This is a genomic window from Enterobacter asburiae, assembly GCF_024599655.1.
Taxonomy (GTDB): Bacteria; Pseudomonadota; Gammaproteobacteria; order Enterobacterales; family Enterobacteriaceae; genus Enterobacter; species Enterobacter asburiae_D.
In genome coordinates this window covers 1,561,294-1,574,957 of sequence record NZ_CP102247.1, presented here as the reverse complement: position 1 = coordinate 1,574,957, position 13,664 = coordinate 1,561,294, and the positions used below count along the sequence as shown (strand labels likewise).

The 13,664-nt window shown below is 61.3% G+C and carries 12 protein-coding genes; 3 read left to right on the top strand and 9 right to left on the bottom strand.

Annotated elements, in window-relative coordinates:
• The first annotated feature begins 201 nt into the window (after nucleotides 1-201).
• Genes glpA through glpC form a run of 3 tightly spaced genes read left to right on the top strand, consistent with a single transcriptional unit; the run spans nucleotide 202 to nucleotide 4,224 of the window.
• A complete protein-coding gene (gene glpA / locus NQ230_RS07515) occupies nucleotides 202-1,830 on the top strand; it encodes an anaerobic glycerol-3-phosphate dehydrogenase subunit A (RefSeq protein WP_257260632.1) in 1,629 nt (542 codons plus the stop codon).
• The gene (glpB, locus tag NQ230_RS07510) at nucleotides 1,820-3,037 is read left to right on the top strand and encodes a glycerol-3-phosphate dehydrogenase subunit GlpB (protein WP_257260631.1); all 1,218 of its coding nucleotides are present in this window, start codon (nucleotides 1,820-1,822) and stop codon (nucleotides 3,035-3,037) included. The genes glpA and glpB overlap by 11 nt, the downstream gene beginning before the upstream one ends.
• Nucleotides 3,034-4,224 (top strand): anaerobic glycerol-3-phosphate dehydrogenase subunit GlpC, encoded by a 1,191-nt coding sequence (gene glpC, locus NQ230_RS07505; protein ID WP_257260630.1) that lies wholly within the window; start codon nucleotides 3,034-3,036, stop codon nucleotides 4,222-4,224. Before glpB ends, glpC begins: the two co-directional genes overlap by 4 nt.
• Before the next feature lie 33 nt (nucleotides 4,225-4,257).
• On the opposite strand, the gene NQ230_RS07500 is transcribed toward glpC, so the two are convergent.
• The 9 genes from NQ230_RS07500 to elaB form a co-directional block, all read right to left on the bottom strand.
• Nucleotides 4,258-5,457, bottom strand: coding sequence for a nicotinamide mononucleotide deamidase-related protein YfaY (locus tag NQ230_RS07500; protein WP_257260629.1), 1,200 nt, complete (start codon nucleotides 5,455-5,457; stop codon nucleotides 4,258-4,260).
• A 93-nt stretch (nucleotides 5,458-5,550) separates the two neighbouring features.
• On the bottom strand, nucleotides 5,551-6,090 hold the full coding sequence (locus tag NQ230_RS07495; RefSeq protein WP_257260627.1) for a YfaZ family outer membrane protein: 540 nt from the start codon (nucleotides 6,088-6,090) through the stop codon (nucleotides 5,551-5,553).
• A 124-nt stretch (nucleotides 6,091-6,214) separates the two neighbouring features.
• On the bottom strand, nucleotides 6,215-7,576 hold the full coding sequence (gene menE / locus NQ230_RS07490) for an o-succinylbenzoate--CoA ligase (RefSeq protein ID WP_257260626.1): 1,362 nt from the start codon (nucleotides 7,574-7,576) through the stop codon (nucleotides 6,215-6,217).
• Nucleotides 7,573-8,538: an o-succinylbenzoate synthase gene (gene menC / locus NQ230_RS07485; protein ID WP_193939386.1), complete on the bottom strand. Its 966-nt coding sequence runs from the start codon at nucleotides 8,536-8,538 to the stop codon at nucleotides 7,573-7,575. The genes menE and menC overlap by 4 nt, the downstream gene beginning before the upstream one ends.
• Nucleotides 8,538-9,395: a 1,4-dihydroxy-2-naphthoyl-CoA synthase gene (gene menB, locus NQ230_RS07480; RefSeq protein WP_023312524.1), complete on the bottom strand. Its 858-nt coding sequence runs from the start codon at nucleotides 9,393-9,395 to the stop codon at nucleotides 8,538-8,540. Before menB ends, menC begins: the two co-directional genes overlap by 1 nt.
• Entirely contained in the window at nucleotides 9,392-10,168 is a 777-nt protein-coding gene (menH, locus tag NQ230_RS07475) for a 2-succinyl-6-hydroxy-2,4-cyclohexadiene-1-carboxylate synthase (protein WP_257260625.1), read from the bottom strand. Before menH ends, menB begins: the two co-directional genes overlap by 4 nt.
• Nucleotides 10,165-11,835 carry a 2-succinyl-5-enolpyruvyl-6-hydroxy-3-cyclohexene-1-carboxylic-acid synthase gene (menD, locus tag NQ230_RS07470; RefSeq protein WP_257260624.1) on the bottom strand — a complete coding sequence of 557 codons (1,671 nt, stop codon included), beginning with the start codon at nucleotides 11,833-11,835 and terminating at the stop codon, nucleotides 10,165-10,167. The genes menH and menD overlap by 4 nt, the downstream gene beginning before the upstream one ends.
• 88 nt (nucleotides 11,836-11,923) lie before the next feature.
• Nucleotides 11,924-13,219, bottom strand: coding sequence for an isochorismate synthase MenF (gene menF, locus NQ230_RS07465; protein ID WP_257260623.1), 1,296 nt, complete (start codon nucleotides 13,217-13,219; stop codon nucleotides 11,924-11,926).
• A 96-nt stretch (nucleotides 13,220-13,315) separates the two neighbouring features.
• On the bottom strand, nucleotides 13,316-13,621 hold the full coding sequence (gene elaB / locus NQ230_RS07460; RefSeq protein WP_008500219.1) for a stress response protein ElaB: 306 nt from the start codon (nucleotides 13,619-13,621) through the stop codon (nucleotides 13,316-13,318).
• Nucleotides 13,622-13,664 lie beyond the last annotated feature (43 nt).

Genomic DNA, 13,664 nt, shown 5'->3' with positions numbered 1-13,664 from the left:
CCAGAGGCGGGGATGTTAAGAAATCACGGTGATTGTTACTGTGAATCAACGCACAGATTGTTACAGAAATATGACAGAATGCGCAAAAAAGCGCATGAAATCACGTTTCACTTTCGAATTTCGCGCGTTTATGTTCGAAATCAAACAAACCACACTATTGATATGGCTAAATGATAAAAAAACGAACATAGAGGGTAAACAATGACCATTCACGATCCTCGCTACAGCGATGTGATAATCATTGGCGGTGGCGCAACCGGCGCCGGGATCGCACGCGATTGCGCCCTTCGCGGCTTAAGCGTCACGCTGCTGGAGCGCCATGATATCGCCACGGGCGCAACCGGGCGTAACCACGGCCTGCTGCACAGCGGCGCGCGGTACGCGGTGACCGACGGTGAATCCGCGCGCGAATGTATTGCTGAAAACCAGATCCTCAAGCGTATCGCCCGCCACTGCATTGAGCCGACCGACGGCCTCTTTATTACCCTTCCCGAAGATGACCTCGCCTTTCAGGACACCTTTATTACCGCCTGCACTGCAGCGGGCATTCAGGCTGAGGCCATGGACCCGGTGCTGGCGCGGCGGCTGGAACCGTCGGTTAACCCGGCGCTTATCGGCGCGGTGAAAGTGCCTGACGGCACCGTTGACCCCTTCCGCCTGACTGCCGCCAATATGCTGGACGCCCGAGAACATGGCGCGCACATCCTGACCGGGCACGAAGTGACCGGGCTTATCCGCGAGGGGAATCGCATCTGCGGCGTGCGGATCCTTGATACGCAATATAACGAACACAGCGAGCTGTATGCCGCCGTTGTGGTCAACGCGGCGGGGATCTGGGGGCAGCGCATCGCGGAATACGCGGACCTGTCGGTACGCATGTTCCCGGCAAAAGGCTCGCTGCTGATCCTCGACCACCGCATCAATAACCACGTGATCAACCGCTGCCGCAAACCGTCTGATGCCGATATCCTCGTCCCGGGCGACACCATTTCGTTAATCGGTACCACCTCAACCCACGTGGACTACAGCGAGATTGACTACAACCGCGTGACCGCCGACGAGGTCGACATCCTGCTGCGCGAAGGGGAAAAACTGGCCCCGGTGATGGCCCAGACGCGTATTCTGCGCGCCTACGCGGGCGTGCGTCCGCTGGTCGCCAGCGATAACGACCCGAGCGGGCGTAACGTCAGCCGGGGCATCGTGCTGCTCGATCACGCCGAGCGCGACGGCATGGACGGGTTTATCACCATCACCGGCGGCAAGCTGATGACCTACCGCCTGATGGCCGAGTGGGCGACCGATGCCGTCTGCCGCAAGCTGGGCAATACGGAACGGTGCGTGACGGCAGAACAAGCCCTGCCCGGCTCGCGTCAGTCCACCGAAAAAACGCTGCAAAAAATTATCTCCCTGCCCGCGCCGCTGCGCGGGTCCGCTATTTACCGCCACGGCGACAGAACGCCACAGTGGCTCGGTGAAGGACGACTGAGCCGCAGCCTGGTGTGCGAGTGCGAAGCCGTCACCGCCGGTGAGGTGCAGTACGCGGTGGAGAGCCTGACGGTCACAAGCCTGCTCGATCTTCGCCGCCGCACCCGCGTTGGAATGGGGACCTGTCAGGGCGAGCTGTGCGCCTGTCGTGCCGCCGGGTTATTGCAGCGTTTTCACACCACCACCGCTACCCAGTCGCTCGATCAGCTCAGCGCGTTTTTAAACGAGCGCTGGAAAGGCATTCAGCCTGTCGCGTGGGGAGATGCCCTGCGCGAAAGCGAATTTACCCGCTGGGTCTACCAGGGGCTTTGCGGTCTTGAGAAGGAGCAACGCGATGAAATTTGATACCGTCATCGTCGGCGGCGGGCTGGCAGGATTGCTCTGTGGCATCAAACTCACGAAGCAGGGGCTGCGCTGCGCCATTATCACCCGGGGCCAGAGCGCCCTGCACTTCTCGTCGGGCTCGCTGGATCTGGTGGACGAAGCGTACCGCGATAAGCTGCCGCCGGAGCACCCGTATCACCTGATTGGCGCGCAGCATATTGACCGCTTTGCGCTGGAAACCGAAGCGCTGCTGGCGGACTGCGGCGCGCGTCTGAAGGGAAGCGCCCGGCTCAATCACCAGCGCGTCACGCCGCTCGGCACCCTACGCTCTGCCTGGCTCAGCCCGGAGGAGGTGCCCGTTGCACCCTTCAATGCCGCGCGCGTGCGGGTCGTGGGTATTAGCGGCTTTCTGGATTTTCAGCCCCATCTCGCGGCGGCGTCGCTCTGTCGCCAGGGCGTTAACGCCGAAACGGCAGAGATAGAGCTGCCCGAGCTTGATGTCCTGCGCGATAACCCGAGCGAGTTTCGCGCGGTGAATATCGCCCGTTTTCTGGATAACGAGGATAAATGGCCGCTGCTGTATGACGCGCTCAGGCCGCTCAGCGACGGCTGCGACGCCCTGCTGATGCCCGCCTGCTTTGGTTTACGCGACAACCGGCTCTGGCGCTGGCTCTCGGATCGGCTGCCCTGCTCGCTCGGCCTGCTGCCCACGCTGCCCCCTTCCGTACCCGGCATTCGCCTGAATACCCAGCTCCAGCGCCAGTTTGTCGCGCAGGGCGGCGTGTGGATGGCGGGTGATGAGGTGAAAAAAATCACCCTGACCGACGGCGCGGTGAGCGAAATCTGGACGCGCAACCACGACGATATTCCGCTTCGCGCCCGCTATACGGTGCTGGCAAGCGGCAGCTTCTTCAGCAACGGGCTGCTGAGCAGCCGGGAGGGCATCCGGGAAGCCATCATGGGGCTGGATGTTCGCCAGCGAGCCTCCCGATCTGACTGGTATCAGAGCGATTTCTTCTCGCCGCAGCCCTGGCAACAGTTCGGTGTGATTGTCGATAGCCAGCTGCATCCGCAACTTTCCGGTAAGTCCGTCAGTAATCTCTTTGCCATCGGCTCGCTGCTGGGCGGGTACGATCCCATTGCCCAGGGCTGCGGTGGCGGGGTCTGCGCCGTCACGGCGCTATATGTGGCAGAGCAGATTAGCCAGCGCACGGAGGCTGAACAATGAACGACACCCGTTTTGAAAGCTGCATTAAATGCACGGTGTGTACCACCGTCTGCCCGGTCAGCGGCGTGAACCCTCGCTACCCTGGCCCGAAACAGGCCGGGCCGGACGGCGAGCGTCTGCGTCTGAAGGACGGCAAGCTGTACGACGAGGCGCTGAAATACTGCATTAACTGCAAACGCTGCGAAGTCGCCTGCCCGTCGGATGTTAAAATCGGCGATATCATCCAGCGCGCCCGGGCGCGCTACAGCACGCAAAAGCCGACGCTGCGCGATGCGATCCTGAGCCATACCGATCTGATGGGCAGCGTCTCGACGCCCTTTGCCCCGCTGGTGAATGCCGCGACCTCGCTCAAGCCGGTGCGCCAGCTGCTGGATGCGACGCTGAAGATAGACCATCACCGCAGCCTGCCGAAATATTCTCACGGCACCTTCCGCCGCTGGTACAAATCCGTCGCGGCGGAACAGGCGAAGTATGCCGACCAGGTGGCCTTTTTCCACGGCTGCTATGTGAACTACAACCACCCGCAGCTGGGTAAAGACCTGCTGAAGGTGCTGAACGCCATGGGAACGGGCGTTCAGCTACTGAACAAAGAGAAGTGCTGCGGCGTACCGCTGATTGCTAACGGGTTTACCGATAAGGCGCGCAGGCAGGCTCAGAGCAATGTCACCTCCCTGCGCGAAGCGATTGTCGATAAAGGTATTCCGGTGCTGGCGACCTCATCCACCTGTACCTTCACCCTGCGCGACGAGTACCCGCATCTGCTGGACGTGGATAACACCGGCCTGCGCGAGCACATCGAGCTGGCGACACGCTTCCTGTGGCGCAAGCTGGACGGCGGACAGACGCTGCCGCTGAAGACATTACCGCTGAAGGTGGTCTATCACACGCCGTGTCATATGGAGAAAATGGGCTGGTCGCTCTATACGCTTGAGCTACTGCGGCTTATTCCAGGCCTGGAGCTGACGGTGCTGGATTCGCGCTGCTGCGGGATTGCGGGGACCTACGGCTTTAAGCGTGAAAACTACGAAACGTCACAGGCGATTGGCGCTCCGCTGTTCCGTCAGATTGAAGAGAGCGGCGCGGATATCGTGGTAACGGACTGCGAAACCTGCAAGTGGCAGATTGAGATGTCCACCAGCAAGCGCTGCGAACATCCAATCACCCTGCTGGCGAAGGCGCTGGGCTGAACAGTGCCGGGGCGAAAGGCCCCGGCACAGGTTTTACTCGATAAACAGCGACTCGACCACATGGATCCAGCCGTGCTCGCTGGCAACCTCTTTACCATTCAGCCAGCGGCGCAGCATGTTCAACGCCATCATGGCGCAAACCTCCTGACGCACCGCCAGGCTATGGCGGGTGATGCTCATTTTCACCCGCAGGGCCCAGGTGCCTTCCGGCGTCGCCAGCGCGAAGTTAAGGTATTCCTCGTCCAGCCCCCCGACGAACAGCGCCAGACCGGCAAAATGCTTCACCCTTCTCTCGGAAGCCCAGCGTGCGGTTTGCGCCAAGGTTTCCTGCTGGAACGGCACCACTTCGCTGGCCAGCAGCGGCGCGTTGACGCGCGACAGCTGCAGCGCCAGCAGGCCACCGGTGAACTGCTCGCTTAAGGTCACGCTCAGCTGACGCGACTGCAGATGCGCCGCAATCTGCGCGGGCAACCCTTCCGTCCCTTCAAAAATCAGGCTTTCGCCCGCCACGCGCTGCACCTCGGGCCACAGGGCCAGCATCGCCTCTTTCTGCTCGGCCGGGCCTGTCAGCTTAAGTTCAATGATCGGCATGGAGGAGCGATAGCCCATGGACACGCCCGTCGGCAGCGGGAGAGGGTCAAGGCTCTGGGCCAGATCGCTTTCCGAGCGGCCAAAGGTGGTCAGACGCAGGCACAGCGGAGGTTCAGGCAGGGTAAAACGATCGCGAAGGCGCGGCAGGATCTGCTGCTCGACCATCACTTTAAATTCTGAGGGCACGCCCGGCGTGAAGAACATCAGGCAGCGGTTCAGCTGCATGGCAAACCCGCACGCGGTACCCACCGGGTTATCGACCAGCTCGGCGCTGGCGGGAATTTCCGCCTGTTTGCGGTTGCTGGGGGCCATGACGCGGCCACGTTCGGAGAAAAAGCGCTCCATCTGTGAAAGCCACGCCTCGTGCAGCACCAGCCCTTCGCCTTTTGCGGTCGCGGCGGCCAGCGCGCTGAGATCGTCGCTAGTGGGGCCGAGCCCGCCATTCACAATCAGCACGTCGCAGTGCTCGCTGCGCTCGCGCAGAATAGCGACCAGCGACTCAAGATTGTCGCCCACGGTATTGCGGCGCGTTAACGGTAATCCTTGCTCAAAGAAAAGATCGGCAAGCCAGGCAGCATTGGTATCGATAATTTGTCCATGCAGCACTTCGTCGCCGGTGGATAACATCTCCACGTTAATCATTATGTTCTCCCGCTTATTTGGTCAAAACACTATAGCGCAAACGCGGGGTGGAGAAGAGAGAAACTGGCGCGACAGAACGCCGCGCCGGAGTGATTAGAAGCCTGCGCTGACGCCCACGTACGGGCCGTCGGCCAGCGCGTTGTCGCGGTTGCCGTCTTTGCCGGCCAGGTTCAGATAGCGATAGCCCGCTTCGATGGTAATCGGACGCATGATGGTCCAGCGCGCGCCGGCGTTGGCCTCTTCATAGCTTTCGATACCGCTTGAGAGGGAGTCCGGCGAATAGTAGTACTCACCAAACAGACCGAAGCTGTCGCCAATCTTCCACTGCAGGCCGCCGCCCACTGCCGCCGCGTACCCTTCGTCACCGTCATTTGGGTTGGTATAGATACCTTTACCGCCGACGGTGGCCAGGAACGGGCCAAGAGGAACGTTCAGACCCAGGCCGAGGCTGGCCGCGTCGCCGTCGTCATCGTTATGCGTCCAGCCGCCGGTCATCGCCAGACCGGAAGTCTCGGTACCCATGCCAAAGCCCAGGTGGGTGTAATCCTGACCCGCCGAGCCGTTAATGCTGATGGCGTTAGCCGCCGCAGATACAACCATCAGGCCGAGGCCCAGTAATGCCACTTTTTTCATTGTCGTGATCCCGCACAATTATTATAAAGAAGTCCCAAAACCGCGAGATTTTAACCGGAGTCTCCCGGGGATCAAGCACTCTGCGTGCGGCAGAACGGTAGATTGTAACTATTTGAAACGGCTATTATCCCTTCAGCGATGCGTTTACCCACTGCTGCAGCGCGCGGCGTGAGACTTTGATGCCGCCATTTTTGAGTTCGGTCGGCAACAGCAGCCAGCGGACGGGTTGCTCAAAACGCGCCACCTTATCCCTGACCCAGTCGGGTAAGCAGGTGATATCCGTGCCCGGCTCGCACTCCACCACCGCCACCGGACGTTGCCCAAACTCGGCGTCGTCCAGCGGGACGATAAACACCTGGTTAATCTGCGGATGGCGGGCGATAACACGCTCAAGGCTCTCCGGCTGGATCCCTTCTCCGCCGCTAAAGAAGAGGTTGTCCATGCGGCCCAGGATCGTCAGGCGGCCGTCATGCCATTCACCGCGATCGCGGGTGGCGAACCATCCCTGCGCGTTGGTCAGCGGAACCAATTCACCGTCCCGCCAGTAGCCTGAGGCCATACTCTCTGCCCGGATCCAGACCTCACCGTTAACCACCTGCACCTCTCTGCCCGGCAGCGCATGGCCTACGTCCGGCTCGCCGTCCGCCGCTTTCGCGCAGACGGTAGAGGCAAACTCGGTCAGGCCGTAGCCGCAGAAGGTGTGAATCCCCTGCGCGCGCGCATGCTGTGTCAATTCAACAGGGATGGCGGCCCCGCCCAGCAGCACCGCTTTCAGTGCGACAGGCTGGTGGGTATTAAGCAGACGCCAGAGCTGGGTCGGCACCAGCGAGGCATGCGTACAGCCGAGCAACGCCTGCGCCAGCGGCTGTTTCTCGCGCACGGTTAACCGCGCCCCGGCCTGCAGCCAGCGCCATAAAATCCCCTGGCCGGAAACGTGAAACATCGGCAGCGAAAGCAGCCAGTCGTCTTCTTCGCCGTAGGGCATCAGCGCCAGCACGCCGCGCGCGCTGGCGAGATGGGCGGCGCAGGTATGCACCGCCGCTTTCGGCAGCCCGGTGGAGCCGGAGGTCAGCGTCATGGACGCGAGCCGCGACGGTTGCCACGCAACGCAATATTCGCCCGCGCGCTCGCGCATGCGCAGGGCAGGTAGGCCGTCAAAGGTACCGTCCAGTACCAGCGCAAAGCGCAGCGTCATCTGCGGGATCAGCACGTCGAGCAGCGGGCACGGCAGCTGCGGATTAACGGGAAGAATGCGCGCCCCGCACTGCAGCAGCGCCAGCCACGCCAGAAGGGTTTGCGGGTGGTTATGGGCCAGCAGCAGCACGCCGTCGCCCTCCTCCACGCCCTGCAGATGAAACTCTGCCGCCAGGCGGTCGATGCGGGTGCACAGCTGCTGCCAGCTGAGCACCTCGTCGTCCAGCCGCAGGGCCGGTTTATCAGCAAACTGCGCGCACCAGTGTCGCCACGGCCAGTCGGTAAAACTCATCGCAGCGGCTCCAGCGCCGAGACGTCGAAGCACGGCAGCGCGCTGTCCGGCCACGTGCGGACAAGCTGAGCCTGCATCAGGTTCAGCGTGTCGAGGCCGGGGATCGTGTCCGGCGTTAGCCAGGCGGCAATGCGCGCCAGCTGGGTCAGCCCAAGGCTGGACTCAATCGACGAGCTGATGACCGCCGTCAGCCCCAGCGCGTGCGCCGCCGAGACCTGCTCGCGCACCTTCGCCAGGCTGCCGGTCAGCGTTGGTTTAATCACCACCGCGCTGACGCCAGGCTCGGCGACAAATTCAAAATCGTCCTCGCGCAGGCTTTCATCCCAGGCGATGGCAATCCCCGTTTCGCGGGCAAACGCGCGCGAATCGTCGCGGGTTTTGCACGGCTCTTCCAGGAAGGCAATGCGGCTGCGGTACGCCGGGTTAACGTACTTTGCAAACTGCTGCGCCTTGAGCGGCGTCCAGGCGCGGTTAGCGTCCAGACGCAGATGAAGATCGGGGATCGCCTCCAGCAGCAGGTTGGCGACCATGCCGTCGCGCACCGCCTCGTAGAGACCGACTTTAATTTTCGCCACTTTCTCGCCCGGCATGGCGGAGAGCAGCGCGAACAGCTCGTCAGGATCGCCCGTGCAGAGCGGTGCCGCGCGGTAGTTAGCCTCTTCAGGCAGGCTACCGTCGAGCTCCGCCAGCGCGCAGCTGATACCAAAAGCCGCGGAAGGCACGTCCGGCAACGCCGGATCCGCGCCCGCGCGCCACGCGTCTGCCCACGCCAGCAATGCTGACTGCGCGTCATCCAGCGACTCCAGACTAAAACCCGGCAGAGGCGAAATCTCGCCCCAGCCTTCCCGCTCGTCCTGCTGCAGATGCACGAAGAAGCCGTCACGGGTTTTTAACCGCCGTTCACGCAGCACCACGCCCGCGTCCATCGGTATCTGCCAGCGGTAAACCTGCGCGCGACGCATTACGGGTTCCGTTTGTATTTGCTGAAGTCCGGCTGGCGTTTTTCGTTAAACGCGTTGCGCCCTTCCTGACCCTCTTCGGTCATGTAGAACAACATGGTGGCGTTGCCCGCCAGCTCCTGCAGACCCGCCTGGCCGTCACAGTCGGCGTTGAGCGCGGCCTTCAGGCAGCGCAGCGCCATCGGGCTGTTTTGCAGCATTTCGCGGCACCAGCGTACGGTCTCTTTTTCGAGATCGGCAATCGGCACCACGGTATTCACCAGGCCCATATCCAGCGCTTCCTGGGCGTTGTACTGACGGCACAGGAACCAAATTTCACGGGCTTTTTTCTGCCCGACGATGCGCGCCATGTAGGACGCGCCCCAGCCGCCGTCGAAGGACCCCACTTTCGGACCGGTCTGGCCGAAGATGGCGTTCTCGGCGGCAATGGTCAGATCGCACATCATGTGCAGCACGTGACCGCCGCCGATGGAGTAGCCTGCCACCATCGCCACCACCGGTTTTGGACAGGTGCGGATCTGACGCTGGAAATCGAGAACGTTCAGGTGGTGCGTGCCCGCATCGTCCTGGTATCCGCCGTAGTCGCCGCGCACTTTCTGATCGCCACCGGAGCAGAACGCCTTATCGCCTTCGCCGGTCAGGACAATCACGCCGATGTTATCGTCGTAGCGCGCATCCGCCAGGGCCTGAATCATCTCTTTCACGGTCAGCGGACGGAAGGCGTTACGCACCTGCGGACGGTTGATGGTGATTTTGGCAATGCCGTCGGTGGATTTGTGGTAACGAATGTCGGTGTAGCCTTCGGAGCAGTCCTGCCATTCAACCGGGGCGTAGAGCATGTTTTCATCAGGATAGATCATAGAGTGTCCTTTATTCGATAACGCAGTATCTGAGCCAGACTCGCGATAACCGCATCGGGGTTCTCCCGGTGGGCGTTGTGTCCGGCATTGGGAATGGCATGGCGAACGGCGTTCACTTCCGCGGAAAGGGCCGCGAACTTCTCATCCCGTTCGCCATAGAGATAGTCAAAAGAGAAATCGCGTGCGCTAAGCGCGGCACGCAAATCCGGCTGCACGGCCAGCGAGGTAGCCTCGAGCATCATCGCCAGCGTCGCGCCGTTGTTCTGGCTGCGCAGGGTAATCAGCGCCTCGCGCTGGGCGTCCGTGAGGGAGGCGAACACGGGCTGTTGATACCAGTCAGTGAACACCTTCTCCAGCGGTTCGGTGCGAAAACGTGTTGCCCAGCGGCGGTCGGACGCCAGCCGCGCATTTCGCGCCTCGGCATCCTGCAGGCCCGGATGTCCTCCCTCCACCATCACACCCTGCAGCCCCTTCGGCTGCTGGCAGGCATGGAACATCGCAATGCGGCCGCCGAGGGAGTACCCGATGAGCCAGAATTTCAGTATGTTGTAACTAAGAAAGGTTCGGGTGAGCAACGTGCTCATCTCGTCAAACCCCGTCACGCCAAGATCCTGGGATCCACCGTGCCCCGGCAAATCCAGGTACAGCCGGGGGTAATCGCTGAGCCCTTCACCGACCCTCTGCCACTCGCGGCAGTCACCGGAAAAACCGTGCAAAAAGACCAGCCAGGGATAGCCTGGTTTTCCGGCCTGCTGGACGCCAGAGAGGATCACAACTGGCTCACCTGCGCCAGCAGGCTTTGCAGGGCCTGCGCACCGTCAGCATCGTTCACCACCAGCTCAATCAGCGTCGCACCCGGCTGCTTCCAGGCGCTGCTTAACGCCGCGTCCAGCTGTTCCCAGCTTTCCGGGCGATGGTATTTCAGGCTAAACATCGCCGCGGCGTGTTCGAACTGCACGTTCTGCGGCATCAGATAGAAGCGCTCACGCTCGCTCTGCGGCGTTGGCAGCAGGGAGAAAATCTGTCCGCCGTTGTTGTTGACCACAATCAGCACAAAAGGGGCAGACGCCTGACGCAGCAGCGCCAGCGCGTTGAGATCGTAGAGCGCGGAGAGATCGCCCACGATCGCCAGCGTCGATTTCGCGCTGGCGCGCTGCACGCCCGCCGCCGTGGAGATCAGCCCGTCGATGCCGCTGGCACCGCGGTTGCTGTAAACCGGGTAGCCCGCGGGAAGCTTCGAAAATGCGTCAATCAGCCGCACGACCAGGCTGTTGCCGACAAACAGCTGCCCCTGTTCAGGCAGGCACTGGCGAATGCGGTGCGCCAGCCCGGCTTCGCTAAACGCTTCACAGTGCGCTTTGGTCAGTTCCCACGCCTGGCGCGAAAGGTCCGGAATGGCCACCGCCCAGGGCTTGCGTTTCTCAGCCGGATGAAGCGTCAGCCAGGTATCGATGCTGCTGACCAGACGACGGCCGCGGTGGTGCGCCGGGTCAAGCCGCCCTTCCAGCGCGTCCACCAGCCAGTACTCTTCCGGCGTGCAGGTGGCCTGCCACTGCAGTAAGCGTTTGCCGGTCAAACTCGATCCAAGCTGAACCACAATCTGCGCCTGCGCCAGTTCGGTGACCGCTTTGGCATTCCCCAGCCAGAGGTCGGCGCACGGCAGCGGCTGACCGGTCTGGGAAAGCACGTCGCCTATCAGCGGCCAGCCAAGGGTTTGCGCCCATTCGGCGACCAGCTTGCCTTCGGCGGCGCTCATGCGCCCGGCGATCACCACGCCGCGCTTCTGCCGCCAGAAGAACCAGTCGCGCTGCTTCGCGCTCTCAAGATGCGTCTGCTCGCGCAGCCACGGTTTTTCACTCTCCCACCAGTCGCCAAGGCACTGCTGCCAGTCAAGACCCGTGTCGTCCAGCTCACCGTACAGCGGCTCGGCAAACGGGCAGTTGATATGCAACGCCCCGCTGCGCAACGTCTCCATGGCGTGATCGACGGTGGAGACCAGCCAGCTTGCCGGAATATCCTGGGTGGGACGCGGTAACGAAATCGTCTGCGAAGGATGCGATGAAAAGAGCCCCGGCTGGCGAATGGCCTGATTAGCGCCGCAGTCGATAAGCTCAGGGGGGCGATCGGCCGTCAGTAAGATCAGTTTTTCACCGGTTAACCCGGCTTCAATCAGGGCCGGATAGAGATTTGCCACGGCGGTACCGGAGGTGACGATCACCGCCACAGGTTCTTTGCTGACCTTCGCCAGACCCAGCGCAAGATGGCCGAGGCCGCGTTCATCAAAATGGGTGTGGTGAATCAACGCCCGGTTTTCAGCAGCCGCCAGCGTCAGCGGCGTTGAGCGAGAACCCGGTGCAATACACACGTGCCTGACGCCATGGCGCGTCAGGGCTTCAAGGATCACCGCCGCCCAGCGTCGGTTAAAAGAACTTACTGACATGAGATTGTCCGGTATCAAGAATGCGACACAGTATAGATAATAGAAAAAATTGGAATTTTGATATGAATCGGGATTGCGCGATTCAGTATTAATCCCTTAGGAGCAGAGAGCGCAATCCGGCGGCTTTGTTTTCAATCTCCTGCCACTCCTGCTCCGGGTCAGACCCGCTGACAATACCGGCGCCGGCGTAGAGCCGCAGAGAGTCCTCCAGAACGCGCGCGGAGCGCAACGCCACGCAGAACTCACTCTGTTCGGGGGATAAGTACCCGGCCGAACCGGCGTACCATTCGCGGTTAAAGGGCTCAACCTTCTGGATAAACTCGCGCGCAGGCTGTCGGGGTAATCCGGCAACGGCCGCGGTCGGCTGTAACATGAGCAGACACTGCTCATCATCGGCCTGTTTGAGCTCGGTCCAGATACAGCGGCGCAAATGCTGCACCTTACGCAGGCGCACCACCTGGGCGGGCAGTACCTCAAGCGTCTGCGTATGGTGCTGAAGACGCTGACAGATATCTTCCACGACCAGCATATTTTCGCGCTGGTTTTTATCATCGTTAAGCAACCACTCGCCGAGACGCTGGGCCTGGCTATCATCGGTATGGCTGGCAACGGTGCCCGCCAGCGCTTCCGTGCGCAGCAGCTTGCCGCGCCGCCGCCACAGACGCTCCGGCGTAGAGCCAAGAAACGCGTTGCTGGCGTCGAATACCATGCAGAAATGGTAGCAGTGTAAATTCAGGCCGCGGCTGGCCGCCATCAGCGCGACAGGGTTAACGGGCTGCGTAAACTGCAGATCGGTTGCCCGGGCGAGAACCACTTTTTCAAAATCACCGCGCGCGATGGTCTCCGTCGCCGTGCGGATAAGCTTCAGCCATTCGGCCTGCTGCGGCTGATGGGTTTCGTGCTCAACCTGAACGGAGAGCGGACGGATAGATCTCGCGGGACGGAGCTGCTGTAAAAAATCCAGCGCGGCGCGAGCATCCTCCTCAAGCGAGCGGTCGCTCCACAGCTGCAGGCGCAGCGTGGCGTTACCAGCGGTGCGTCGCCAGAGCAGTCGCGGTAAAAAGAGGCTGCCCTGCTCCGGGTTAAAGGCGTTCAGGCCGCAGATACGGGTATCACCTGCCGCGTTTTGCTCGCGCAAAAACTGCGAGGCTAATGCCAGAGAGGGAAATTGGGTGACTGCCCCCAGCGCGGCCAGCTCTTCATCGCCGTTACGCTGCTGCCAGTAAAACTGCGGATAACACTGCTGCTCGCCCAGCCAGGCGAGGGGATCGAAGGCGTCGTTTAACGGGAAAGAGACGTCGAAATGACGTATGCCGGGTGCTGCGGGTAACGCTTGCGATAGCTGGGTACGCAGTTGCTCCAGCGCGAGGAAAATCGAATTCACGCGAACCTCTCCCTGTTAAAACCTCGTATTATACGGGGTACTGACCATAAATAGCAGTACCCACGTATAGGGAGTGGTTAAGCGTTTAAAACGCTGTTAACGACGGGCTAACAGCAGCCCCAGCACCAGCCCCACGGCGGCACCCACCCCAATACCCTGCCACGGTTTTTCATGCACGTAATCATCGGCACGATACACCGCTTTTTTGGCACGGTAGTAGTAAGTATCTGACGCATGGCTGACGCGGTTTTTCACTTCATGCAGCGCCTGCTCGGCACGGGCTTTTAGCTCAATATATTTCTGATCGGCAGGGTCGCCCGAGGAACGTAACACCTCTTCCAGCGTTTCGCTCAGTAAGGCCAGGTCGTCGTCGATACGGGTATCCCAGGATTGAAATGACATATTTTTCTCCATGTTAGTACACCAGTCCGCTAACTATAGCCAA